Origin of the sequence: Weissella diestrammenae, assembly GCF_014397255.1 — a bacterium.
In the GTDB taxonomy this organism is placed as follows: Bacteria; Bacillota; Bacilli; order Lactobacillales; family Lactobacillaceae; genus Weissella; species Weissella diestrammenae.
Genome location: NZ_CP060724.1, coordinates 1,024,483 through 1,050,332, shown reverse-complemented (window position 1 = coordinate 1,050,332; position 25,850 = coordinate 1,024,483). Strand labels below are relative to the sequence as shown.

Annotated in this window: 19 protein-coding genes and 1 pseudogene; 3 read left to right on the top strand and 17 right to left on the bottom strand. The window is 40.3% G+C overall.

Translation table 11 applies throughout. From position 1 onward, the window contains the following. Positions 1–171 precede the first annotated feature (171 nt). From H9L19_RS05155 to H9L19_RS05125, 7 genes and pseudogenes are all read right to left on the bottom strand, one after another. Positions 172–4,746 carry a PolC-type DNA polymerase III gene (locus H9L19_RS05155; RefSeq protein ID WP_187528635.1) on the bottom strand — a complete coding sequence of 1,525 codons (4,575 nt, stop codon included), beginning with the start codon at positions 4,744–4,746 and terminating at the stop codon, positions 172–174. 17 nt (positions 4,747–4,763) lie between these two features. Beyond that, a complete protein-coding gene (locus H9L19_RS05150) occupies positions 4,764–5,387 on the bottom strand; it encodes a DUF1361 domain-containing protein (protein ID WP_187528634.1) in 624 nt (207 codons plus the stop codon). A gap of 90 nt (positions 5,388–5,477) precedes the next feature. Beyond that, positions 5,478–7,198 (bottom strand): annotated as a pseudogene (locus tag H9L19_RS05145) (proline--tRNA ligase). A gap of 83 nt (positions 7,199–7,281) precedes the next feature. Continuing rightward, positions 7,282–8,541, bottom strand: coding sequence for an RIP metalloprotease RseP (gene rseP / locus H9L19_RS05140; RefSeq protein WP_187528633.1), 1,260 nt, complete (start codon positions 8,539–8,541; stop codon positions 7,282–7,284). Further along, positions 8,541–9,341, bottom strand: a complete 801-nt coding sequence (locus H9L19_RS05135) for a phosphatidate cytidylyltransferase (protein ID WP_187528632.1) — start codon at positions 9,339–9,341, stop codon at positions 8,541–8,543. Before H9L19_RS05135 ends, rseP begins: the two co-directional genes overlap by 1 nt. An 11-nt stretch (positions 9,342–9,352) precedes the next feature. After that, on the bottom strand, positions 9,353–10,135 hold the full coding sequence (locus H9L19_RS05130; protein ID WP_338117717.1) for an isoprenyl transferase: 783 nt from the start codon (positions 10,133–10,135) through the stop codon (positions 9,353–9,355). Between the two features lie 38 nt (positions 10,136–10,173). Further along, entirely contained in the window at positions 10,174–11,016 is an 843-nt protein-coding gene (locus H9L19_RS05125; protein WP_187528631.1) for a Cof-type HAD-IIB family hydrolase, read from the bottom strand. Between the two features lie 417 nt (positions 11,017–11,433). Here H9L19_RS05125 and H9L19_RS05120 point away from each other — a divergent pair, with 417 nt between their 5' ends. Beyond that, entirely contained in the window at positions 11,434–12,219 is a 786-nt protein-coding gene (locus tag H9L19_RS05120) for a hypothetical protein (protein ID WP_243198129.1), read from the top strand. Between the two features lie 221 nt (positions 12,220–12,440). On the opposite strand, the gene H9L19_RS05115 is transcribed toward H9L19_RS05120, so the two are convergent. Both H9L19_RS05115 and H9L19_RS05110 read right to left on the bottom strand, forming a co-directional pair. Next, positions 12,441–13,319, bottom strand: a complete 879-nt coding sequence (locus H9L19_RS05115) for a hypothetical protein (RefSeq protein ID WP_187528630.1) — start codon at positions 13,317–13,319, stop codon at positions 12,441–12,443. Next, positions 13,306–14,217 carry a helix-turn-helix domain-containing protein gene (locus H9L19_RS05110; protein ID WP_187528629.1) on the bottom strand — a complete coding sequence of 304 codons (912 nt, stop codon included), beginning with the start codon at positions 14,215–14,217 and terminating at the stop codon, positions 13,306–13,308. The genes H9L19_RS05115 and H9L19_RS05110 overlap by 14 nt, the downstream gene beginning before the upstream one ends. Positions 14,218–14,461: 244 nt before the next feature. Between H9L19_RS05110 and H9L19_RS05105 the strand changes: the two genes are divergently transcribed. Then, entirely contained in the window at positions 14,462–15,994 is a 1,533-nt protein-coding gene (locus H9L19_RS05105; RefSeq protein WP_187528628.1) for a lipase family protein, read from the top strand. Positions 15,995–16,128: 134 nt separating this feature from the next. Here H9L19_RS05105 and H9L19_RS05100 read toward each other — a convergent pair whose 3' ends face one another. From H9L19_RS05100 to H9L19_RS05090, 3 genes are all read right to left on the bottom strand, one after another. Further along, positions 16,129–17,142 carry a hypothetical protein gene (locus H9L19_RS05100; RefSeq protein WP_187528627.1) on the bottom strand — a complete coding sequence of 338 codons (1,014 nt, stop codon included), beginning with the start codon at positions 17,140–17,142 and terminating at the stop codon, positions 16,129–16,131. 89 nt (positions 17,143–17,231) lie between these two features. Continuing rightward, a complete protein-coding gene (hpt, locus tag H9L19_RS05095) occupies positions 17,232–17,759 on the bottom strand; it encodes a hypoxanthine phosphoribosyltransferase (RefSeq protein WP_187528626.1) in 528 nt (175 codons plus the stop codon). Between the two features lie 2 nt (positions 17,760–17,761). Next, the gene (locus H9L19_RS05090; RefSeq protein ID WP_187528625.1) at positions 17,762–19,060 is read right to left on the bottom strand and encodes an adenylosuccinate synthase; all 1,299 of its coding nucleotides are present in this window, start codon (positions 19,058–19,060) and stop codon (positions 17,762–17,764) included. Positions 19,061–19,290: 230 nt separating this feature from the next. Here H9L19_RS05090 and H9L19_RS05085 point away from each other — a divergent pair, with 230 nt between their 5' ends. After that, a complete protein-coding gene (locus H9L19_RS05085) occupies positions 19,291–20,598 on the top strand; it encodes an NCS2 family permease (protein WP_187528624.1) in 1,308 nt (435 codons plus the stop codon). A 299-nt stretch (positions 20,599–20,897) separates the two neighbouring features. Here the strand turns inward: H9L19_RS05085 and rpsD are convergent, their stop codons facing one another. The 5 genes from rpsD to ispE all read right to left on the bottom strand — a co-directional run bounded on the left by rpsD (position 20,898) and on the right by ispE (position 25,780). Beyond that, positions 20,898–21,509: a 30S ribosomal protein S4 gene (gene rpsD / locus H9L19_RS05080; RefSeq protein WP_187528623.1), complete on the bottom strand. Its 612-nt coding sequence runs from the start codon at positions 21,507–21,509 to the stop codon at positions 20,898–20,900. Positions 21,510–22,045: 536 nt separating this feature from the next. Then, positions 22,046–22,255, bottom strand: a complete 210-nt coding sequence (locus H9L19_RS05075) for a hypothetical protein (protein WP_187528622.1) — start codon at positions 22,253–22,255, stop codon at positions 22,046–22,048. Positions 22,256–22,944: 689 nt separating this feature from the next. After that, entirely contained in the window at positions 22,945–23,637 is a 693-nt protein-coding gene (locus tag H9L19_RS05070; protein WP_187528621.1) for a GntR family transcriptional regulator, read from the bottom strand. A gap of 14 nt (positions 23,638–23,651) precedes the next feature. Beyond that, positions 23,652–24,827 carry an N-acetylglucosamine-6-phosphate deacetylase gene (nagA, locus tag H9L19_RS05065; protein WP_187528620.1) on the bottom strand — a complete coding sequence of 392 codons (1,176 nt, stop codon included), beginning with the start codon at positions 24,825–24,827 and terminating at the stop codon, positions 23,652–23,654. Between the two features lie 95 nt (positions 24,828–24,922). After that, entirely contained in the window at positions 24,923–25,780 is an 858-nt protein-coding gene (ispE, locus tag H9L19_RS05060) for a 4-(cytidine 5'-diphospho)-2-C-methyl-D-erythritol kinase (RefSeq protein WP_187529925.1), read from the bottom strand. Between the last annotated feature and the right edge of the window lie 70 nt (positions 25,781–25,850).

Sequence of the window (25,850 nt, the reverse complement as noted above, 5' to 3'; positions counted from 1 at the left end):
TTATACTGCCGTCACCAAAGCGTTAACCACATTAAACAATGTCCTCACGGTTTACCATTTAAGGTCAATTGCATTTTGAATGAATCAAAAAAACCTCATTAATTGATTTGAGCCAACTAATGAGGTTTTCAATACCCTACACTTTATTTCAATATACAAACAATATTGGTTTTAGAATAATGCCATTTGATTTTCATCAGACATACCATCAACAACACCATTATCTTCGAAGAATTGCATCAAGGTTTGCGAAACACCCCCACGTTTTGCTAAATCTTCTTTAGATAAGAATTCGCCATCTGCCCGAGCAGCAATAATCCGCTTTGCAACGTTATCGCCTAAACTAGGCACGGCATTAAACGGCGCAATAAGTGTATCGCCACTAATCACCCATTGTTCTGAGTCAGATTGGTATAAGTCAACCATCCCAAAATTGATTCCGCGTTCAGTAGCTTCATTAGCTATTTCTAGCACGGTCACCAAATCTCGATCTTTTGCCGAAGCATCTAAGCCCTGCCCATGAATTTCGGTAATCCGACCTTTCAGCGCCTGTGAACCACGTGCCATTGTTACAATATCAAAATTGCTAGCTCGTACGGAAAAGTAAGCCGCATAATACAAAGTTGGAAAATAAACTTTAAAGTACGCAATTCTTAGTGCCATGAGGACATACGCCGCAGCGTGGGCTAACGGGAACATATATTGAATCTTTTTTAGCGAATCAATATACCATTCTTGTACGCCAGCGGTACGTAATTCCGCTTGATACGCATCTGAAACACCTTTCCCTTTACGCACTTTTTCCATAATTTGAAATGCTGATTCAGGATTGACCCCTTCATTAATCAAGTCAGTCATGATTTTATCTCGGGTTCCAATCACAGTTGAAATATCAGCCAAACCGCGTTGAATTAATTCATCAGCATTGCCACGCCAAACGTCTGTCCCATGAGATAGGCCAGAAATTTGCAGCAAGTCAGCATAACTTTTCGGATTCGTTTCTTGCAGCATCCCCCGAACAAATGCTGTTCCAAATTCTGGTACGCCAAGCGTCCCGGTTTTTGAGAAAATATCATCCGCCTTAACGCCTAACACATCAGGTGACTGAAAAAGGCTCATAACTCCTTCGTCATTCATTGGAATTGTCTTAGGGTCAATGCCCGACATATCTTGTAGGGCACGAATCATCGTTGGATCATCATGACCTAAGATATCCATTTTCAAAATATTGTCATGAATGGAATGGAAATCAAAGTGCGTTGTTTTCCATTTTGCTTTCACATCATCCGCTGGAAATTGAATTGGTGTAAAGTCATAAATTTCCATATCATCTGGGACAATCAAAATTCCAGCTGGGTGTTGACCCGTCGTTCGCTTAACGCCAGTTGCCCCAGCAGCTAAACGCTCTATTTCGGCCGTTTTAAATGAAACAACTTCTTCTTCTGACAAATGAACATCTTCAAGATTTTGTATCCCTAGGTCCTTTTGCTTTTGCTTTCGAACAGCCTCGTTCAAATCACGTTCATAGGCCTTAACATAACCAAAGGCTGTTTTATCAGCAACAGTCGCAATGGTTCCGGCCCGAAAAACATTGTTTTCCCCAAACAATGATTTCATATAATTATGTGCAAAGGGTTGATAATCACCTGAGAAATTCAAATCAATATCAGGCACTTTGTTCCCTTTAAATCCAAGAAAAGTTTCAAACGGAATATTATGCCCATCACCAATCAATGGTGACTCATCTAACGGTGAATTTTTCATTGGGATGGAATAACCTGATCCGTAAACACGAGGATCAACAAATTCAACATAGTCACCAGCCCGACTATAGTAGTGCGGTGCCAAAGCATTCACTTCGGTAATTCCCGCTAAAAGCGCTACCAAAGACGAACCAACCGAACCACGAGAACCAACCAGGTAGCCGTCTTTATTCGATTTTGCCACCAAACGTTGTGCCACCAAGTAAATAACCGCAAAACCATTTCCAATAATTGACGCCAACTCACGTTCAATTCGAGCTTCAATTTGGAGAGGCAATGGCTTTCCATACATGGCGTAGGCTGTCGTATACGTTTTGTCACGAATTTCTTGCTCGGCCGTTGGCATATTAGGTGGATAATTACCACTTTTAATCGCCTCGACGGATTCAATCTGATCAGCGACAACATTCGTATTATGCACGACAATCTCTTGTGCTGTTTGCTCACCCAAAAATGAAAAGTCCGCTAATAACTCAGCTGTGGTCCGGAAATGAACATCCGGTAGTGGATAACGATTAAGCATATTCGCACCACCTTGTGAATTAATGAGAATCTTTCGATAAATGGCATCTTCAGGGTCCAAATAATGTGCATCGCCACTAACCACCACTGGTTTACCAAGTTCGTGACCAATTTCAACTGCATCAGTGAGAATTTCGTGTAAGCGTTCTTCACCTTTAATCATTTCTCGTGCAAGTTCTTGCGAATAATTAGCAGGCGGTTGGACTTCAATATAATCATAATATTCAGCTAACTTAGTTGCAGCCGCTTTTCCTTTTCGTTCCAATGTTTCAAAAAACTCGCCACTTGCATCACCAGTACCGACAATTAAGCCTTCACGATATTTTTCAAGCAGTGATCGTGGCGTACGTGGCATACGGTCCAAATATTTTACATTTGAATCGGAAATTAATTTATATAAATTTTTGACACCTGTTTGATTTTTAACCAAAACAGTTGCCCGCTTGGGGCGTTCGTGTCGCCATGGCTCACCATCATTAATATGTTCATTTAATTGGTTAGCCGTCGTCACACCATAGCGTTCACGTGCATCTTGTAATAATTGACGGGCAACATGACCAGTCGCTGTTGCATCATAAATCGCGTTGTGCGCATGCTCTAATGGAATACCTAACTTTTTTGCTAACGTTCCCAAAGTGAATCGCCGCATTTCTGGATGTAAGAATCGGGCCAAAGGGAGGGTGTCAATCACCACATTTGTCAAAGGCGTCATTTGATTTCGTTTCAACGCTTCATCGACCATTGGAATATCAAAATCAATCACATTATGTCCAACTAATATGGCATCACCATAAAATTTTTGGAAATCCGCAAAAACTTCAGCTTCAGATCGTGCCTGTCGCAAATCATTATCGGTAATATGCGTGATTTCCATGATGATTGGACTCAACGCTTCATGCGGATTAATATATTCATCGAACTCGTCAATAACATTGCCTTTTTGCATCTTAACGGCTGATAATTGGATGACTTTGTCATAGCGTGGCGCTAGTCCAGTCGTTTCCACGTCAAAGACAACATATTCTGCATCATCTAAATTGGTATCATCTGTATTCAGGGCAAACAATGTCCCGTCATCAACAAGGTTTATTTCAACACCATAGATCATTTTAAAATAATCGCCATTCATTTGAGCAAAGGTTTTGATGTCATCTAAGTGAGCCTTCTGAAAGGCCTTCAATTCGTCATCATCAGCTATTTTTTCACCTTGTTGTTGCGCATAAGCATGGGTGGCATGGGTTAAAAGCTTTGCATTAACCTTACTAGCTGTCGAAGACGCTTCTGGAAACGCCTGTGCCCCAGCAGTATCAGTCACAGCCAGTGCACGCATGCCCCAGCTTGCAGCAGTGTTAATATACTCACTGATAGCACTTGTCGCATCCATTGTTGACATAATTGAATGAACTTGTAGATCGACGCGCTTTTCAGCACCATCGTAAGTGTCCTTACGCGCTTTCTTACCCGGAATCTCCTCAATATCTCGAAACATCATCGTTAAGTCATGACTGAAACTATCTTCTCGAATATTACCGCGTACTCGATACCAACCACCATTTTTTAAGCTATCCAACCATGGTTCTTCAGCTTCTTGGTTTAAGAATTTCTTTAAAATAAAGGAGTCAGTGTAGTCCGACATTTTTAAAATGGCCAGTTTTCGCCCACTCTTCAACTCACGAATTTCACTATCAAAGACATAGCCTTCAAATGTGACCAAATCCGCTTCCATTGTTACTTCGGCCATTTTTGAGACTAGTACGCCAGATGGAATACCTTTCCCAATTGCATGTGCCGTTACTTTTGATCGTACGCGACTCTTTTGCGCGTCTTCATTTTTTTCAGATTCTTTTTGCCGCTCAAGTGCGCCCGCACGTTGGGCAACCAAATTTTCACGTGCCTGTTGGGCAAGTATTCGTTCATCTTCAGCTTTTTGATCCAACAAGTGGGCCATCGAATCCTGTGCCATTTGCTCATCTAATACCAATTTAAAAGGCAACTCATCTTGAATACCTAACTGGCGATACGATGCACCAATCAATGCCATACCCGTAGTTTGTGCATAATTGAGCCAAAATTGTGAGTCAAATCTCAAAAGAATATTACCTTCAATTACTTCAGCCGCAACATGCTCAAATGCCGGGCGAAAGGCACCAGATTCATTTTGATGTTGTTGTAAAATCCACGCCCAATAACGGACTACTTCTTCCAAAGCTGGTTGTTCGTGTAAATGAAATTGGAAGTGAGTGGTTGCAATTTGCTGAAAAGTGGCTGTTAACTGTTGTGAAAACAGTGCAACTTCTTTCACATCAGGTAATGCCGGTAATTCAATGTTAAATTCCCATTGCTTAGAATTCTCATGCACAACCAATTTCTTCAATTTGGCTGCTATCAATCCCTGTGGTATTTCTTTCAAATTCAATTGTTGCGCCAAAATTTTAAATTGTTCCTCACCAGATAAATGCATTGATTCGCTCCTTTCCCCTAATGATTTTCCCAGATTAGATGATATACACTAAAAATCATCAGTTGTGTTAACCCAAAAACTAAAATGAAAATAAACATATTGGCGCCCATCATCATTTGAATTTGCGTTAATATTCCATGCAGATTCGTCAAAATATCCCATGAATTAATTCGAGCAAAACGACCTAAATACATGGCAAAAGCTGAAATAAATGCAATCACGACATAAAACACCACCCGCCAACTCCGTTTTTTAAGTGGTAACGATGCTTGCATGATTTCCAAGCTAGACAGGCCAATAAGCATCCCCAGCATGACACCAGTAAACAAAAAACCATAATTTAAATACTGGGCCGTATTGGCCAGTCCGGTTCCAATTGCTGACAGATGACTAAAATCAGTTAGCAGATACATCGCATTTGGAAAGAAACAAAGCCAACACAAAAAGACTAGCCATTGGAACCACTTTTTGCGTTGCATGGCCAGTCGCCGATAGACGATTGCAAAGTCAAGTGGCAATAACGCCAAAAATACATTCCAGATTAAAAATCCAAAGTGTGACGGAATAACAAAAACTAGAATCCAAAAGATGAACACCATTAAATGCAAACCAATAATTAACTTTTTTTCTGCATACTTCATTTATTTCACCATATTACTCAAAAGGGTTAACCCAAAATGATGCGTTTGACCCGTCATCATATTTTGAATTAACCACCTTTTCTTGATTATCTATTCAACTGTTTCAGGCGCTTGTTGCAACAAAATTTGAAGTGTATTTGCTAGTTCTTCGACTCGCACTTCAATTGCTTCCTCGGCAGTCCGGACTTTAACTTCCACCACACCTTCACCAGCCTTCTTACCAACTGTCACACGAACTGGCAACCCAATCAAATCAGAATCTGCGAACTTAACCCCAGGTCGTTCACTTCGATCATCAACCAAAACTTCATACCCAGCGGCAACTAATTGCGTTTCAATTTGATCCGTTAATGCCCCTTGCACATCATCGCTATACTTAATTGGTACTAAATGTACATCCCAAGGAGCAACGGCGCGTGGCCAAGCCAGACCACGATCATCCGCATTTTGCTCAGCAATCGCAGACAAAAGACGTGAAACACCAATACCATAAGAACCCATGATAACATCTTGCTGACGGCCATTGGCATCCAAAACTTGTGCCCCATTGCTTTAGAGTATCGCGTACCAAGCTTAAAGATATGCCCGATTTCAATTCCCTTTGTAAAGACCAAGTTCCCAGTCCCATCAATCGCAGGTCGACCTTCAATGGCAACCCGAATATCAGCAACCTCATCAATTCTAAAATCACGATCAATATTTGCATTCAAATAATGGAATCCAGCTTCATTAGCGCCAACCGGCACGTTGACCATATCTTGAACCCATTCATCAGCAATAATCTTAATTGTATCATCAACACCAACCGGTCCTAATGAACCAAATGGTGCCCCTAGAATTGTTTGTGATTCAGCTTCAGTTGCCATGCGCAATGCTTGCGTGCCCAAAAGATGACCAACTTTAATTTCATTCACTTCGTAATCACCACGAACTAACAAGAGCACTGGTTGTTCATCAGCAATCATCAGAATGGTTTTAACTAATTGTTCTGGTGTCTTTTCAAGATACGCAGCCAATTCATCGATTGTTTTAACTTCTGGCGTTGCAATCTTTTCAAGTGTATTGGGTGTCGCATGTGACTTATTTGGCGTATACAAATCTTTAGCCATTTCTAAGTTAGCAGCATAATCTGAATTATCAGAGTAAGCAATAATATCTTCTCCGGCCTCAGCAGGTGCTGAAAACTCTTTTGAATCAGATCCACCCATCGCACCAGCATCACCAACGATAACGCGATAGTCAAGGCCAACAGCATCGAAAATATTAATATAAGCTTGTTCCATTTTCTTATAAGCCTCATCCAAACCAGCTTGATCAACAGAAAATGAGTAAGCATCCTTCATAATAAATTCACGGCCGCGCAATAACCCAAATCGTGGCCGCCGTTCGTCACGTAATTTCGTCTGAATTTGATATAGCGTAATTGGTAGACGCTTGTAAGATTTAATATCATCTCGAATCAATGAAGTCATCGTCTCTTCATGCGTTGGACCAAGAATCATTTTTCGATCATGACGATTCTTAAGCTTAAACAAATCTGGTCCATAACTTTCATAACGCCCAGATTCTTCCCAAAGCTCGGCGGGCAATAAAACCGGCGTTGCCATCTCAATTGCATCAATTGCTTCCATCTCGCGACGGATAATCGTATTCATTTTGTTTAATACACGTTGGGCTAATGGTAAGTACGCATAAACCCCCGCTGCCACCTGACGAATGTAACCCGCCCGAAGCATTAATTGGTGTGAAATCACTTCTGCATCAGCAGGCGCTTCACGTAATGTTGGAATGAACACTTTAGACTGTTTCATAATTACCCATCCTATTTCTAACATTCATGTTATGTGAAATTTATTCAATCATTTTACCATATCAATATGGCAGACAAATGACATCACCTCAAAAAAATGCGTGCGATATCATTCCATGTCACAGCAATCATCAAAATGACTAGCAAAACTGCTCCAAAGGCCGTGACATAATTTTCTACCTTCTCCGGAATTGGCCGTCGAATCAAGATCTCAATGACATTCAAAACAATTTTCCCGCCATCAAGGGCTGGAATCGGAAAAAGATTAATTAATCCTAAATTAACGGATAACCAAGCCATAAAACTGACCACTGCTAAGACACCCAATGAACTAACATCAGAAGTAGTTTTAAAAATTGATACAGGACCACCCAACTTATTAATATCTGGTCGAATGATTAAATCTTTGATACTATGAAAAATTTGCGTAAAGGCCTGTCCGGCCGTGTGAATACCATACTGCACACGATCGGCAGCTGATGTTGATTGACGAGCCGTAATCCCAATCATTTGATATTTCTGACCCTGATCAGTCATTTTTTTCACTTTAACAGTTGCCGTCTTCACGACTCCTTGTCGAACAAACGTTACGGCAACTTGGTTTTTAGTCGTCGTTTGAATGTAGGTCTGCATACTTTGCCAATTATTAATTTGATGCCCATCTAATTTTGTAATGCGGTCATTGTGCTGAATACCCGCCTGATAAGCCGGAGAATTCTTCTGTGCTTGATCAACGGTGGTCGTTGTCACAGAAGGCATAGCAAACGCCAACCCAAAAAACAAAACAACAGCTAAAATAAAATTCATCAACGGTCCTGCAAAATTAATCAATAATCGTTGCCAAGCACTGGCCGACTCCAGATGAGTTGCCCGCGGGGCGATAATCACTTCGGTCCCATTTGGCTCAATCATAGTGGCATCAGGGTCAACTGACCACGTCAACCTTTTTGTATCATCATTTTCTAAATAACCGTGAATTTCTAACGCATCAACTAGGTCAGCTTGATCAACCGTGACTGCCATACCACCAATCAAAGCCATCTCACTAGACAAACTAATCCGTTTCACTTGATTGTCTTCTGGCACAATCACGATGGTCATACCTGGTTGAATTTCTGGCGCATCAATATCGCCGCGCCCTGCCATCCGTACGTAACCACCAAGTGGTAATAACCGCAACGTATAGGTTGTGCCATTGCGTCTCAATTGTACAACTTTTGGCCCCATCCCAATCGCAAATTCACGAACACGGACACCTGACCATTTAGCAACCATAAAATGCCCTAACTCATGAATAAAGACCACCACCGCAAAAACAATAATAAACGCAATAATACCAGTCATTAACGCAATCCTCCTAATAAGAATAGGATTGGCATCACAATCAGCATTGAATCAAAACGATCCAAGATGCCACCATGGCCTGGTAAAATCGTACCTGAATCTTTCACCTTATAAAAACGCTTTAAACCGGATTCAATTAAATCACCATATTGACCAGCAACTGACAATATACCAGTCAATAAAATCATGACTGGCATTGAATAAGCCTGTGGGAAAAAGTAAACGTAAACGGTCATAATAACCATTGCCAAAATCGTACCGCCAATTGATCCTTCCCATGTTTTATTGGGACTAATCCGTGGTGCCAATGGGGTTTTCCCAATTTTTCGGCCAATGAGATATGCCCCTGAATCTGTTAACCAAACAATTAACATCCCGTAGAAAATAACACTTAAACCAGCTTCACGCGCTTGCACGAAGAAATGAAATCCCATACCAACATACATCATAGCCAGTGTAAAGACGCCAGCATCCTCAAAATTAAAATGGTTTTTCGTCACAACAGTATGGAGCAGCATCAATAGAACAAAAATATACAACAGTGACGAGGCATGTACCGGCACTGGTAGTTTCGTATTGATTTCGTTCCAGACATTATTAGGCAAAGTCATCAACGCTGCACCTAACATTGAAATAATAGCTTCAAATGAAACCAACAAGCGCTTGCGCATCAATGCGACTTCACTCATCGCAATAACAGCCAAAATTGCCGCTACTGCTTGCAAGATAACGCCACCAGCCACTAAGGTTGGGATGAAAACCGCTAATGCTACAACGGCTGTAATTACTCGTGTCTTCATATCTATATCCTCTACTCTTTATCACTCTTATTTTCAGCTAACCCACCAAACCGTCGATGACGATTCTGATAAATCAAGATGGCTCGCTTTAATTCATCGGCGTCCATTTCTGGCCAATGTTTAGTCAAAAACACAAATTCACTATAGGCCAATTGCCATAGTAAAAAGTTCGAGACACGTTCTTCACCACTTGTGCGAATTAGTAATTCAGGATCACCATATTCACCTAACGAGGCAGTCATCAAGTGTGTAGCCATCGTCTGCTCAGTGATTTGGTCTGGCTTGATTTGCCCTGCCAACACTTGCTCGGCAATTTGTTGTACCCCAGTAATGATTTCTGCTCGTGCGCCATAATTCAACGCAAAATTCAAGACCATACCTGTATTTTTAGCAGTTTGTTCAACGGCAGCCTGGACTGCTTTTTGTGTCCCAACTGGTAATTGATCCGTATAGCCCATCACTTCCACTCGAACGTTGTTTTCGATCAATTCAGGCACGAACGTGTCAAAAAAACGGCCCGGTAATTTCATTAGGAATTGCACTTCATTATCAGGTCGTTTCCAATTTTCAGTTGAAAAAGCATACAAAGTTAATACTTTAACCCCTAAATCACTAGCTGCAATGGTCATCGTTTTGACAACGTCCATTCCCCGCTGGTGCCCAGCAATTCTTGGCAAGCCCTTGGCTTTTGCCCACCGACCATTGCCGTCCATAATAATGGCAATATGGTGCGGTATGCGTTGCATATCAATTTGTTGTTCGTTCGATTTTGATAATCGTTTTCTAAAGAACACAGTATTTCTCCAAATCCAAGTGCCAAAACACTAAGTATTTATTTTATTGTACCATCTTGGTCATAAGCGCCGGCTAATATTGCTTCAATTGTGTCCAAAACACCATTGTGTTCATTATCATTTAGTGCTTCATTCGCAATTCTGACCTTCATAAAGTCTTCAGCATTAGGCATCACAAATGGCAATCCGACATAACGTAACATCTCTAAGTCGTTCCCATTATCTCCAAACGCTGCCATTTCTTCAGGCTTGATTTGCCAAATATCACTTAATGCTGATAAACCTGTTTCTTTATTTGTATTAGCCGCCAAAATCGATACCGAGCCAAAACCTGAGCCAGTCGTATGTAATTCCTCTCCGAAAACATCACGTAATTCCCGGATATATTCAACCACATTCGCTGTTTCAGGCCAGACTAATTCAATGACAAAAATATCATCGTCAATCGCCATAAACTTTTCAACTTGGACGACATTCGTGTAGAATTGCGACACCTGTGCAATAATTTCCGGTGTGGCGTGGTTCGACACATAAGCCCCTTTTAAGCCAGAGAGTACAATGAGATTCTCCATCATCGCATGGTTTTCCCGATTCCATGCCAAAACTTGCGCGATTTTATCCTTTGGTACTGGGCGCTTGTAAAGCACACCTTCATGGTCTGAGACCATTGCACCATTACTTGAAACATACGTTAATCGTTTAGGATCAACTGGGTTAAAATACGATTGTAATTGTTTCAACTGATTACCACTAGCAGCAACCATTTTAATACCCCGTGCATCCATTTGGTCTAACAAACTTTCAAATCGGGTATAATCAAATGTTTTGTCTGTTCGTAATAATGTACCGTCCATATCTGTGGCAATTAATTTAATTGTCATATAGCTTCCCCCCATTTTCAATCACTCATCGTTTATGGCTATTGCATCAATCTTGACGATGTTAGGTTATCGTTGATATTCAGTCATGAATCCAGTGTCTCAATAATTATCTCCACCGTTCGCATACACTTGGGGCTTTTACATCCCAAAATGTTCGATTCAAACAGCGTTTCTGCGACAATGTATGTTATTATCATGTCAGAGCACCAGCATTAACGCGAACGTTATCCAACGTATGCGCCTTTTATTATTCAATCATTCATGAATCGTTATGCAATATAATTGCTAACCAAATCACATAAATTAACAAAACACGATAAAATATGACATGTTAGCCATCATTTGTTTGATAAAATATATAATGAATTATACAAGAATTTAACGCACGTGACATTAAAAAATAGAAGGAAGTCTCTCATGGATTCACACGTCACCCCCACACAAGCCCCACAAAACACACCACAACGCATGAATAGACAACGCGCTTTCTATCGACAGATACCATGGTTATCAGTCATCTTAAGTGTTACCGCTCAATTGTTAATCTGGTGGGTTTATCCACTAATTTACTCAAAAGAACTAAGTGCTGGTCAATGGCAACATAATCCGGCCTTAATGACTTATTCGGTCTTTCTAGCGCTCACTATCTTTTTCACATTCAATCGGCGCTTTGTTGGCTGGCTCAATTATCTATTCTTAGTTATCCCATTCCTTTTACTCTACTTTCTATACCGTGAGATGACGATTCAGCAATTAGTACTCCTTATATTATTACCAATTGCTTTAGTCGCTATTCATCTAAAATGGCTTAATTTACAAAACATCTTTGGCCTAATCTTATTTTCTGGCCTGTCAACATTATCATTACCCGTCGTTATTTTCTATCAGCAAAACACATTTCTAACGAAACCATTTTTAATTAGCCTTATGCCACTACTGTTGAGCTATTTATTTTACATGACCATTATTTTCATCCCTGATGGTAAGAAAAAGCGACTCACCGCCCTCGTATTTGGCATTATGCTCCTTTTGACTATTTTGTCATTACCTTGGAATATTTGGACCTTAATTGCACTTATCATATTAATCGCGACATGGATGATTTTTATCAATTTGGATTTAAAACAACGCTACCGGATGACATTCTTCACCATATTACAAGCAGCGACAATTTTATTAATTTTCATGCAACAGGCCCACTAAATAACTGATAACAAAAGACGCCATTTTTATCATGATTTATGATAAAAATGGCGTCTTTTCAATAAAAACACTTTCATTCTCAATATTTCAGAATTTGTCGTTGTATCAGTTAAAACCTTCCAAACGTTAGCGTGCCATACCACATATGATTTTAACACTCACATCAGACCAAAACATTCATATTTTTGTAAACTAGATTTTTCAACCATAATCATCTTGGATTAACTGTTGGTAGCTAACAATGAATAGCGTTCAGTAACCAATTGGGCATCAATCACTCGACCAAAATGCAGTAAAAAATCGACTACCACTCGTTGGTTTGTCACACTTTTTTCATTATCATTAATCAACACTAACATATCTTTTAAGGCAGCAAACAGAACTTCATCCACTAATGATTCATATCGACCTAACAAACCATCAATCCGCTCATATACTGCCTTGACTATGGTCAGATGATTAGGTAACAAATCGATTGCACACCAGATGATCAAAGTAATTAATTCAGTGCTTTTAGGAAAACAATATAAAATCAACCATTCTTCGACAAGTTTTGAATGTTCAAGAAAGAATATCAAAAAATCAGACTTAACTTTTTCGCCAACAAAAGCATAGGTATACCGAAATAATAGAATTTCTAGATTACCAAACGTTTGATGCGCCACCATTTCGTGTATAACCTTCTCAATATGAATCACCAAGCTTGACGTTGGTTCAGCCGTATCAGTGTAAGTCAAAATTAATGTTGTGACTGCTTTTTTGGACACGGTATCAGTCATCAGTTGGCTAATCTCTCTCCGTAGTTGATCTGAATTAATTGGCGTCATCAAAACCACGTCATGCGCTTCTAAAAGATTTTTTAGTGGCTGATACAAAATTAAAAAATCAGCATCGGCATCATTCACTTCAATCATAAAATCAAAAAAATGCACATTCAGATGATTGATAAAATCTAAGAAACTAATGACCGACGGGTTATTCAACCCATGTTCAAACTTCGATAAACTCGACAAACTATGGCTGCCTACGACAGTTTTCAAGCCATAATTTTTATTACCCCGCAAACGTTTCATTGCTGCACCATATTCAATTAGATTCATCTGTTTCTCCAATATACATATTCAACAAGACCTGATCAATTTCAGCAATCAAATAGTGGCGCCGAGCTAATTGTAAAGGCGCAATTAGATGCCGTAGCGTATGTAATTTAATCAGGGCTTCTTTATCATGATTGTTTAAAATCATCAATTTGGCCTGGTAAACCTCAAACAAAAATTGAGTGTCAAAATCTGCTTCATGCGAAACTCCTCGCCACAATGCGATGATTTGTTCCGCCAAATCAAGTCGTAATCCATCCATCACATTTCTTAAAGCAGCAAGCAAGACTGTCGCGATTTGCCTTAAATCAACACGATTGATTCTTTTTGCTTCTGACAAATTAAATTGCAATTGACACACAATTGATTCAACCTCAATCGGTGGCGCAAAATAGAGATAAGCTTGTAATAATATATATTCGAATCGTGACCAACTGTTAGTTGCATCAATAGCCGTCCGAATTGACTGACACATACGCCTAATCTCAGCATGATGACTCGTCTCTATTTGTGTGATGTGATGAAACATCGTTAATTTTAAAGCCATTTTAAATAGCAAAGGCGCACCAGAATTCGCTGCTTGTAATTCATACCTTAAATAAATCGGGAGCAAGGGGGCAAGGTAGTCTGCCTGTTTAATTGTGTATTCAAACTGGGAAATCAGATCCCAATATTTGTAACCTGCAACGCGTACACCCCATTCTTCAATGCCGCAATCTAATTTTTCTAAAAGCATACTAAGCTGAACTAGCGAAATATTCAATTGACCATGTTCAAAATTTGAAATATAACTAGGCGTCGTCTGTTCAAAACTTAATGCTTTTAGTGACATCTGTCTTTGCTTGCGTAATGTCTTAAACGCTTGGCTAATAATTCGTGTCATGTGTTCGTCACTCTGCATTGCGATTCCCCCTCCTAGTCAAAAAATCAGCATTCTACTATTTTGTCATAAATATCGGACTAATCTTTGAAAATTCCACGCATATTTTCGAATATTATAAAAAAAGACGCAAATGCGCAAAAAAGCCAAAGAAAAAAAAACAACAACATTTTCTAAAATATGCGAATCAAATCCTAAAAATGACACAATAAGCGTTGTATTAACGCACAAGAATTATTAATAAATTTTTAGGAGATTATTTATCATGTTACTGACACAGTTTTTGAACCAGCATAAAGGCAAGCTCGGATTCGCAACACTCTTAGTTACGAGCGGCATCGCAATTGGCTGCTTCAAAACGGAGTCTTCACAACCGTTAAAGCTTGTCGCATCGGACAATAAAACGATTATTACACATTTAAACGCAAGCGATGTCCAGCAGTATCATAAACCACTCAATAGCAAATCGTTTGTCATGCCTGACCATTCAGAAAAACTGACCAGCACATTTGACTTAAAAAAGACTTTCAACAGTAGTTCGTATACCTTTGATTTATCACTAGCCCAAACCTTGTCAATCGCTGATTTAAATTCATATGGATCCGGACTATCTGATGTGACTGGTGACGGTACAGCTGAGAATACCCTACAAACAATGGGTTTCAAAGATGTCATCGGTTACAACTACAATGTCGCTAGTCAAGCGCAAAAAGATAGTTGGTCGACAACCGCCTATGCCATTGGTCACAAGGACATGGGGTTATATGATGCATACGCTGTCATTGTCCGAGGAACACCCGATGACGATGAATGGATTGGTGATTGGGATATTCGGTCAAATCAACCAGACACACAAACCATTCATCAAGGGATGAATAAGGCAGCCGAAGATGTTGAAGGACAATTAAAGGCATATGCTAAAAATCATCAGCAACATGGTGGACTATTGACTAGTGACTCAACCACACTCAACACAAAAACAAAAATCATCATTTCAGGACACTCACGCGGAGCGTCCGTCACCGATATTTTAGCGACAAGTCTAGGCAAACAAGGCTTAGATAAAAATAACATCTACGCCTATGCTTTCTCGCCTGCCCGAACAATGACTTCAACCGCCCTCAAAAACAATGACTTCAATTACATTTGGAACATCATTGCGCCGGCTGATTTCATTCCCACATTAGGCCTAGATCAATTGGGCCTAAAAATTTCTGGTAACCAAGTCTTTTTACCTAACGCTGACGATCAACGTGTAAAGCAAGCATTAGTCAGTTATCAAAAAACCTTACCTAAAACAAATAGCGAACGTGCCTTTTTAACATCATATGTTAAAAATGATCGTAGTAACCTTTTGGGTAATGCAGCCGCTAGTCAAAGCTTTGGTCAATATATGAACACCAATTCAAAATCATTGCTAAAGCCATTAAGCCAATCAACCGTTGACCAAAACTTCTATCAAACTTTCAAGCCACTCTTGACCGAATACCTAGTCAACACTAATGAGCCAACTAAAAATTCAAATGATGCCATTCGATTCTTCAATTTTGCGATGTCATTTATGATGTATCACAAGTTAAACGGCACCCTTGATAACGGTCAATTAGAAACCCAAACGCCGGGGATTACGAAAGCATTTAATGACTATATTGACGAAAAAAAGAATGTTAACGAACGCCATTATGCTGCCTATTTAGGCGTCTGTGACGATCCTAATTTTACAAATCAATTTGGTAAATTCGATATTAATCAACACATTATGCAAACCTACCAAGCCTTGCTTGCAGTACTGAAGTAGTCAAAATTCTGACATCGATCACACATTCGATGTCTTTTATTATATAAAAAAGCGATGCATCAGAAAATTACTGACATGCATCCCTTTTCTTCATATTTTTAATCCCTTTTTCTATCTGGGCTCAAACATGGGTGCTATAAATGTTGCAATTTTACCCACCAACGACCAAATGCCAATAAACTAAGCAATGCTAAGTTTAACATCAACCATGCGACATTTTCATGCGTACCAGTGGCCGGTAAAACGGCCGTCTGCTTGCTTGAAATTTGTTCTTGCACAATCTGTTCAGGGGCATTCTGGTGTGCTGGCACTTCAACGGCTGGTTTGTTACCATCGTCATGCTGTCCGCCATCACTGAGTGGCAGAATTTTTTTCGTCACACGCACGATAATTGGCTCATTATTGACCTGATTATTGCTGTCCACCGAAAAAGTACCGATGTTTTTTTCTAACGACACAATTGAATATCCCGTTGGTAATTGTAATGCTGCTTGATCATGCGAGAAGAAATATGTCGTACCAACTTGGCCGGTAATTGATCCAGTCGCTATATTTTCCCCACCGTCAGTCACAAAATTGACCGGTAATGTAATCGCATTAGTCGAAATCATCATCAAAATATTAACAACTGAAGAACCATCCGGATTGGTCTCTGCCACATTCGTTGCATCATAAGTTAGTGGAACCGCAGTGTTTCCAATTGTGTTCCAATAAACAACACCCGTTAAACTGGTCCCATTAGGATAAAAACCCAATTGTTGTAAGGCAGTTAATGTACTTGGGTCCCCAGACTGAATTGCACTAATAATGTCGGCCTGATGTGCAGTACTAGCGCCAGTCTGTGCCGTTGGAATGGCTTCACCAGTGTCTGGATCAGTCGAAGCAGAGAGCGAACGAACAATATAGTAGATATTTCCTGCTGTATCCGTCATCTGACCTTCAATGAGTGATGTATCAATCGGGCCAGTCAACGAACTAGCTGGTAGAATCGTTTGAAAATTAACATACACATCATCAATTGTTGCCGCTGATACAGTTGTCGATTGAACATTGACCGCTTGCAGCACTATGATACTACCGGTTAAGCCAACCCCAACACCTACCATCAGAAACATCAGCAAATGACGTATTGATCTAACGATATTCATATGAAACACCCCCTTTTTTAAGCAGTTCTTTTCTTAATTATATAAAAAAGCGCCTTCAAATGAAAGCGTTTTCTTTTAGGCTGCATCCCTTATTCTAAGACTGCAATATAACCTAAATTTCGATAATGATTATTATAATCCATGCCATAACCAACTAGAAATTCATTGGGTACACGAATACCAACAAAATCAGCATGGATATCATCAGCTGCAATTTGCTCACGCTTATCAGTTGCAACTGCCAAGAGCACCTTTCGTGCGCCCCGCGCTAACAATTCTTTTTTAAGATACTGCAACGTTAAGCCGGTATCAATCACTTCATCCAACAAAATCACAATCCGATCATTCACATCCTGTTGAATATCTTTGACCACCGTAACCACACCCGTTGATTGTTCGTTGGCATAACTCGAAACATGAATATAATCCATTTGGACATCAGCACCAATTTCACGTAACAAATCGGCCATCCAAATATATGCCCCCTTCATGATACCGACAAATAAAACATCTTTTAAATCATCGCCACAAGCCTGTTTTATTTCGTTAGCGACTCTGGGCACCATGGCTTTAATTTCTGATTCGGACACAACAGTTCGACCTAATTTCATTTCCATGATTAAGCCTCTGCGTCCTTCCAAATATCAAACAAGACATTCGTTTGCTCGTTTGATGGCCCCACTGCGAATGTATACAATGGCACACCAACTAATTCTTCGACGCGTTGTAAATACTTTTGCGCATTAATTGGCAAATCTGCACGCTGTTTGATTTCAGTGATATCTTCTTCCCAACCAGGTAATTCCTCATATACCGGCTTAGCCCGACGAATATCGCCAAGTGACGCTGGATAATGGGTTAATGTCTCGCCGTCCAATTCGTAGGCAACAGCAATCTTAACTGTCTTCAACCCAGACAGAACGTCTAATGAATTTAATGCGAGGTGAGTAAAACCACCAATACGGGCTGAATGACGCATAATCACTGTATCTAACCACCCAATTCGTCGTGGACGACCAGTAACTACGCCATATTCATGTGCTACTTCGCGAATGCGTTGTCCCACTTCATCAAACAATTCAGTTGGGAAGGGCCCATCGCCAACACGTGACGTATATGCCTTCATCACCCCAACGACGCGTTGAATTTTAGTTGGTCCAATTCCCGCACCAATCGTTGCCCCACCACCAACTGGTGATGAAGATGTCACATACGGATACGTCCCATGATCAATATCAAGCAAAGCACCTTGCGCGCCTTCAAATAACACCCGTTTACCTTGCTCTAAATATTCATTGGCTAAGACGGCTGTATCGGCGACATATGGTGCTAGTTGTTGTCCATATGCATAAAATTCTTGAACAAGCGGCTCAACAGCTAGTGCCTCATGATTGTATATTTTTTCCAAAAGTTCATTTTTTTCAGCCAGAACTGTCGTTAAGCGTTCTCGCAATACATCTTCATCAAGTAGATCAACAACCCGAATTCCTGTTCGTGCTGCTTTATCCATATATGCTGGACCAATACCACGACCAGTTGTCCCAATTTTACCATCACCCTTTTTTAAATCAGCTAATTTATCAATCAAAATATGATATGGGAAAATAACATGGGCACGATCTGATATGCGCAAATTATCTGTTGTCACACCTTTAACATGAATTGACGCCAGTTCTTCCAATAACGCTTTAGGGTTTACAACCGAACCATTACCGATGACCGCTAATTTTTTTGGATCAAAAATTCCAGAAGGAATCGAAGACAGTTCAAATTTTTCACCATTCACATAAATCGTATGACCCGCATTATTACCACCTTGATAACGCACAACCATATCGGCGTCACGAGCAATGAAATTAGTAATCTTACCCTTACCTTCATCACCCCATTGACTCCCTACTACCACAATCCCTGCCATATTGGCCTCCCATTAATCGATAGAATATAAATATTTCCTATAGTTCTCATTTCCAACCTTATTAATTTTAGCAACATTAACTAGGAAATTCAATATAATCAAATATAAAAAACCAAAAAATAGCATATTCCATTCATTAATGTTCGTTTTTTAGCTTGACTAACTTACTTTCAATCTTCATACTTAGCATGTTAGCTTTTATTATTTTTTTATTATTAGGAGATTTAATTATGGCGTTCATCGCACGTTACTTTCATTTCGATGAGTTGAAAACAACCCACCGGCGCGAACTTATTGCAGGTATCACGACCTTCGTATCCATGGCATACATCCTTTTCGTCAATCCAACGGTCCTTGGTGCCGCTGGCATGGATAAAGGTGCAGTGTTTACAGCAACTGGTGTTTCGGCAGCTGTCGCTACGATATTCATGGGCCTAGTTGCCAAATATCCAATTGCAATTGCGCCTGGTTTAGGCGTCAATGCATTCTTTGCTTATTCCGTTGTTATCGGAATGAAAATCCCATGGCAAACTGCTATGGCCGGTGTCCTAGTGGCCGCCTTAATTTTCCTTTTACTGACATTCTTTAGAATTCGCGAAAAAATTATCAACCTCATTCCTCAAGACCTAAAAGTGGCGATTGCAGCCGGAATTGGCCTATTTATTGCTTTTATCGGTTTACATGATGCAGGTTTGATTGTCGCAAATCCCTCAACAATGGTCTCACTTGGGTCATTAACCAGCGACAAGTCACTCCTTGCAATTTTTGGAATTATTGTGACATTCATTCTCATGGCACGTAAAACACCAGCTGCAATTTTCATTGGTATGATCTTAACTGCCACTGTTGGCGTTCTCTTCGGTCTCATTGAATTACCAAAGCAATTCATTTCTGCAGCCCCATCACTCGCACCAACTTTTGGTCAATCAATTAAACATTTGACCGACATAAATACATTCCAACTGGCGACAGTTGTATTGACATTTCTAATTGTGACTTTCTTTGATACCGCCGGAACAATGATTGGTTTGGCAACGCAAGCCGGCTTTATGAAAAATGGTGAAATGCCACGAGCAGGAAAGGCCTTAATGGCGGATGCCGTTGGTATGACTGTCGGTGCCGTGATCGGAACATCACCAACTTCCGCTTTCGTTGAATCTTCTTCTGGAATCGCAGTCGGTGGTCGTTCAGGATTAACTTCGGTTTATACCGGCCTGCTTTTCATCTTCGCATTACTCTTTTCACCATTGCTCTCGGTCGTAACACCACAAGTGACGGCACCAGCATTAGTCGTTGTCGGGGTCTTAATGGCTGAGAATTTGCGTGACGTGAATTGGCAAGATTTCGCCATTGCAGCACCCGCATTCTTGATCGTAATCGGTATGCCACTGACTTACTCAATTTCAGACGGTATTGCCCTTGGCTTTATTTTATATCCAATGACAATGATTGCTACCAAACGTGGTAAAGATGTCCCCGTTATGATGTACATTCTAGCGGCGATTTTCCTAATCTTCTTATTCTTAGTCGCGCACTAAGCGATTAATAGCTCAAAATTAACACCGATTAGCTACTATCGCCAATCGGTGTTTTTATTTGTGCATCATCCAATTGCTGATTTACTCAAATAACTCATACACCATGCTTGACAAATATTACGGGCATTAATAGTCTCAGATGGTTAATGAGCATCACACACTTTATCTGTTACTGCAAAGCAAAAAAGCATTCACTGAGCAACTAAATGTCGTTTCTATCTGACAAAACGTTTATTGCAATAATAAAAAAGCCGATACAACTTAATGTATCGGCTTTTAAACAAATTGTGGTTAACGAATTAACCCAACTTGTTGTAGTATTCAACGATTAGCGCTTCGTTAAAGTCACCATCTAACTCTTCGCGTTCAGGCAAACGAGTCAAAGTTCCCTTAAGAGCATCTTTGTCAAAGTCTACGAATGGCAAATGTCCGAATTGTGATTCAACAGATGCCAAGATGTAAACGTTCTTTTGTGACTTTTCACGAACTGAGATTTCTTGTCCCACTTTAACTTCGTATGATGGAATATCAACACGCTTACCATCAACCAAGATGTGACCATGGTTTACCAATTGACGGGCTTGTTGGCGAGTTGATGCCAATCCCAAACGGTAAACAATGTTATCCAAACGTGTCTCCAACAAGATCAAGAAGTTAGTACCGTGAAGACCCTTGCGAATCTTACCAGCCTTATTGAACAAGTTGTGGAATTGACGTTCAGTCAAACCATAAGTGAAACGAACCTTTTGCTTTTCACGCAATTGTGTTCCGAAATCAGAAAGCTTTGCGCGGCGTCCGGCACCGTGATCTCCAGGTGCATAGTTACGACGAGCAATTTCTTTACCAGTTCCTGACAAAGAAACACCCAAACGACGTGAGATACGGTACTTAGGACCAGTATAACGTGACATGTGATATGTCCTCCAGAATTTTATTTGTGTGAATTCATTCTAGAGAATTGCCTCATATTCGTGCAATTCATCCAAACTTTCACCGCTGCAGCGCGGTTACTAGTGAGGCCTCGCCAATAACTTGAAACAAGGACGATGAATTGTTGACGAGCTTACGGACAATCCGCTGCAGTTTTCAACACTTAAAGTAATATACCAAAAAAAAAAGCCAATGTAAAGGTTTCATACCTGCAAGCATGCATTGATAATTGCCTTTACAACAATTCGCCACGATTTATTGGGGCATTAGACGTAATAAATAATCGTGTACTTCTTCTAGCTTATCCTTTTTTAAGTAGGCTATTTTCCCCGTTTGACATAATCAACTATCAGGACAGTAACAGCAAGCAACATGAAAAGGCACCGATTCCATTATGTATGTTGATGCCGAGGATTAGAAAGCAATAAAACGCCCACTTCATTTTTTTGTTCATCAGCGTTAGACCCCATGTTTTAGAATGTCGTTCGTCTCCGCCTAGAGCGCATTTTGAGTGTAGTTACATCTCATTTTTTGTACGCTTTAAATGAGCTCGCCATAGCCAGCTTGGCATCATAATGCCAAACAAAATAAGCCCAAACGCCTGTGAAAACCAATAGTTATCCCGAAATTGCTGAATAAAATGTAACGGTGCAAATTGAATGCCAATGAGTACACCTATTAAAATAACCTGCAGACGATATGTATAATCTAAAATTTTAATACGCATTTTTTTCTCCATTTTTCTGGCAACGCAATCTTCATCGCAATGCCTGCAAGTAACAAAAACCAACTATAAATCATTGATTAATGTGCAACACTTTATCAAGCTATTCAGATGCTCCAAAACCATTGACGTATGTTGTTAGTTCAATCTAATGCTTTTTAATCAAAAGTACAAGCGTTTTTCATTGTTGTGCCAAAAACGTTCCGAAAGCATTCACACATTCTTCTTTTGTCTGATTTTAAAGATAAATCCCAGTTGCTAGTTGAAGTTTCTCAGACGATATAACTAAATCAAATAGGATGTTAAAATAATTTTTAACTATCACGTTTTTTAGAATCATACATTTAACTTTTTTCATTCAATAGTCTCAAACCCTCCCTTTTTAAATCTGTATCAAAACCCATATTTTATTTTTTTAAACGAAAAGTCATAGTCACCAACAGCTTCAAAAATCAGTTTAAATCCTTTTTTAACGAACTAATCAAGAGACCTTTAATCAACCATTCAGCATACCAATCCACCGATTGAATGCACGTTCATTTCAAACGATGCCCTTAACCCCACAATAAAAAATGAGATAGACAAATCTATCCCATTTCATGAGTCATTCAATTTGCTGGATTTTATCTCAATCCACACCGCCATCGCTAGCAAACATTTCAAAAATAACCTACCAGATTCTAGTGGCATGTTTATAGTTGAAACTCAAAACGACTGGCAACATATTGTGTTCGCACAAATTCAAAAGGATGTGCCAGACTATCCAAGGTCAGCTGTGTTAAAACTAACACCGGTTCGCCAACTTTCATTGCCAGCAATGGTGCCACCGTTTCTTGTACCAAACCTGCCGTCAGAATGCGTTTCGCCTGCCCGACAATTAATCCCTGATCTGTCAATGCGTGATAAAGTGACGCAGTAACAGTTTCCTCAGGTAATCCTTTTACTAAATGGGCTGGAACCACAGCAACTTCAAAAGCAATGGGTTCACCGTCACCAGAACGCACACGTTCCATCCGTAACACACTAGTCGTAACATCAATTTGTAGTTCATCGACCTCTTGAGGCGTTGGTTGCCCAATTTTGTATGAAATCACTTGTGAACTAGCGATTTTCCCTGCTGCAGCCATCATTTCTGTAAAAGACGATGTCCGATCAAGATTTTCTTGCACGCGCGCAGTCGCAACATAAGTGCCCGAGCCCACCCGGCGCTCTAAATAACCTTCATCTACCAATAACATCACAGCCTGTCGTAATGTCATACGAGACACATCAAACTGTTCTGATAATTCACGCTCTGACGGAATGCGTTCACCGGCCACCCAACGGCCAGCGTCAATAGCCTCCTTGATTTCATCATGAATTTGAATGTAAATTGGTGCCACCATCGTATGATATTCTCCTAGTTTTTAATTACCGCATCAGATGGTTTGAATTGACGACCAAGACTATAAGTCATCTCCAGATTAGTTAAAGCCGCATCAAACAGGTTGAAATCTGCATCTTTACCAACCTCTAATGTCCCTTTATTTGTCAAACCAAATTCCTTTGCCTGATTCACCGAAGCCATTTGAACCGTTTCTTGCACAGTTGCCCCTGTGAATGCCATCATATTTAAGAAGGCATGTTTAAATTGTAAAACAGACCCCGCTAATGTGCCATCTTCAAGTCGAGCTTGTCCATCTTTTACCCAAACTTTTTGGCCGCCCAATTCTGAAATACCTTCGCCAATGCCTTTCGCCCGCATTGAATCAGTAATCAAATCGATCCGATGTGCACCTTTTAACCGCCAAGCCACTTTGACCATATCTGGTGCAATGTGGAAGCCATCGACAATCATTTCAGCATACATGTCTTCATCTAACATGGCATGACCAGTAACACCTGGATCGCGATGCTTCATTGGTCGTTGTGCATTATATAGGTGCGTTACATGCTTCACTTTTGAATGCGTTTGTAAGAATTCACGAGTTGCATCTGAATGTCCAACTGAGCCAATAATATTGTTTGCCTTCAAATAGTTCTCAAATTCAGACAAATTCTCAGCACGTTCTGGTGCATAGGTAATTAGTCGCACGCGCTGACCTGATAATTCATTCCAGCGTGCTACCTTTTCCACACTAGGTGCGATAATATATTTCTCCGGTTGTGCCCCTTTAAAGTGAGGGTTAATGAAAGGTCCTTCAAGATGAACCCCCATAATAGCGGGTTCTTCCGCAGCGGCTTGATTAATTGCTCGCATCGCTTGATCAATATTTGGCACACTTTGCGTCATCGTCGTCGGAAAAACAGATGTGATACCTTCAGTAATTTCATCACGGACCATCTGAACTATCTCATCAGCATCCCCATCCATTGTGTCAAAACCATAGGCACCATGTGTGTGTACATCAATAAAGCCTGGGACTAGGTTGGCACCTTGTGCATCGAGAACTGATTCATCGGTTGCTAGGGCTTGATAATCCGCCATTGCCCCGATTGCCTCGATTTGTTTATCAAATCGAATAAACCCTTGTTCAATGACCGGTTGTGCACCCGTTCCTGTGTAAATCTTTGCGTTAATCACCACTTTACTCATGTCATAACCCCCTATGAATTTTGGTCTATACCATTTATATCTTATATTATAACCCTATTTAAAAAGAAAACACGTCAAAATGACGTGTCTTTTGACTAATTAGCTAGACCAACAGTGTGCGTTTCAACAACGAAGCCTTTGAGTGCATTATAAATATGCTTTGCACGGCTTGCCTTCGTGGTGATACCAAATACAGTCGGCCCGGTGCCAGACATTTGGGCCGCGTCAGCCCCAAATTGCAGCATTTTCTCTTTAATACGGATAATCTCAGGAAACTGCTTAGCCGTCACTGGTTCTAACACATTAAACATACCACGTGCTAAGGTCTCATAGTCACCCTCATCAACCGCGTGCATCAACGCTTGCATGTCGCCATGCTCTAATTGATCATACCGCACTGTCCGCAACAACTTGGGCGTTGAAACACTCACTGAAGGTTTAGCAATAATAAAATAAATTGATGGTAGTTTCATATGCAAAGGCGTCACAATTTCGCCTCGTCCAGTTACTTTAGCTGGCCGTGAATAGACACAAAATGGGACATCGGCATCTATTTTAAGGCCTTCCGTCGCTAATTGGGCTTCACTCAGTTCAAGTTGCCAAATTTTATTTAAAGCACGTAAAACTGCCGCGGCATCCGATGAACCGCCACCCAATCCTGCTGCAATTGGAATTTTCTTATCAATATGAATTTCGATGCCATCCGTTGCATCAGCAATTTGGCGCATAATTTGCGCCGCTTGATAGGCTAGATTGCGTTCGTTTGAGGGTAAAAGACCAGATGTTGATTCAACAATGATGTCAGTGTGCGCCTGTGTCGTTCTGACCGTCACAGTATCTGCTAAATCAACCGCAACCATCAACATATCCCATTCTTGCAAGCCGTCTGCATGCAGATAAGGCGTGTCGAGGCTAATGTTCAATTTCGCATATGCCCGCTCTAAGACTTCCATAATTTGCAATCCTTTCTTCAATTTCTCTTGGGTTAATTATATCAAAAGCATCACCATTTATGGCAATCAA

Coding starts and splice junctions, on each gene's coding strand:
- nagA (WP_187528620.1), bottom strand. CDS start 24,827: ATGAGTAAAGTGGTGATTAACGCAAAGATTTACACAGGAACGGGTGCA.
- H9L19_RS05115 (WP_187528630.1), bottom strand. CDS start 13,319: ATGAATCTAATTGAATATGGTGCAGCAATGAAACGTTTGCGGGGTAAT.
- H9L19_RS05090 (WP_187528625.1), bottom strand. CDS start 19,060: ATGGCAGGGATTGTGGTAGTAGGGAGTCAATGGGGTGATGAAGGTAAG.
- H9L19_RS05100 (WP_187528627.1), bottom strand. CDS start 17,142: ATGAATATCGTTAGATCAATACGTCATTTGCTGATGTTTCTGATGGTA.
- H9L19_RS05075 (WP_187528622.1), bottom strand. CDS start 22,255: ATGCGTATTAAAATTTTAGATTATACATATCGTCTGCAGGTTATTTTA.
- H9L19_RS05105 (WP_187528628.1), top strand. CDS start 14,462: ATGTTACTGACACAGTTTTTGAACCAGCATAAAGGCAAGCTCGGATTC.
- ispE (WP_187529925.1), bottom strand. CDS start 25,780: ATGGAAGTCTTAGAGCGGGCATATGCGAAATTGAACATTAGCCTCGAC.
- H9L19_RS05135 (WP_187528632.1), bottom strand. CDS start 9,341: ATGAAGACACGAGTAATTACAGCCGTTGTAGCATTAGCGGTTTTCATC.
- H9L19_RS05155 (WP_187528635.1), bottom strand. CDS start 4,746: ATGCATTTATCTGGTGAGGAACAATTTAAAATTTTGGCGCAACAATTG.
- H9L19_RS05125 (WP_187528631.1), bottom strand. CDS start 11,016: ATGACAATTAAATTAATTGCCACAGATATGGACGGTACATTATTACGA.
- H9L19_RS05120 (WP_243198129.1), top strand. CDS start 11,434: ATGGATTCACACGTCACCCCCACACAAGCCCCACAAAACACACCACAA.
- H9L19_RS05110 (WP_187528629.1), bottom strand. CDS start 14,217: ATGCAGAGTGACGAACACATGACACGAATTATTAGCCAAGCGTTTAAG.
- H9L19_RS05070 (WP_187528621.1), bottom strand. CDS start 23,637: ATGGTGGCACCAATTTACATTCAAATTCATGATGAAATCAAGGAGGCT.
- H9L19_RS05150 (WP_187528634.1), bottom strand. CDS start 5,387: ATGAAGTATGCAGAAAAAAAGTTAATTATTGGTTTGCATTTAATGGTG.
- hpt (WP_187528626.1), bottom strand. CDS start 17,759: ATGGAAATGAAATTAGGTCGAACTGTTGTGTCCGAATCAGAAATTAAA.
- H9L19_RS05085 (WP_187528624.1), top strand. CDS start 19,291: ATGGCGTTCATCGCACGTTACTTTCATTTCGATGAGTTGAAAACAACC.
- rpsD (WP_187528623.1), bottom strand. CDS start 21,509: ATGTCACGTTATACTGGTCCTAAGTACCGTATCTCACGTCGTTTGGGT.
- rseP (WP_187528633.1), bottom strand. CDS start 8,541: ATGACTGGTATTATTGCGTTTATTATTGTTTTTGCGGTGGTGGTCTTT.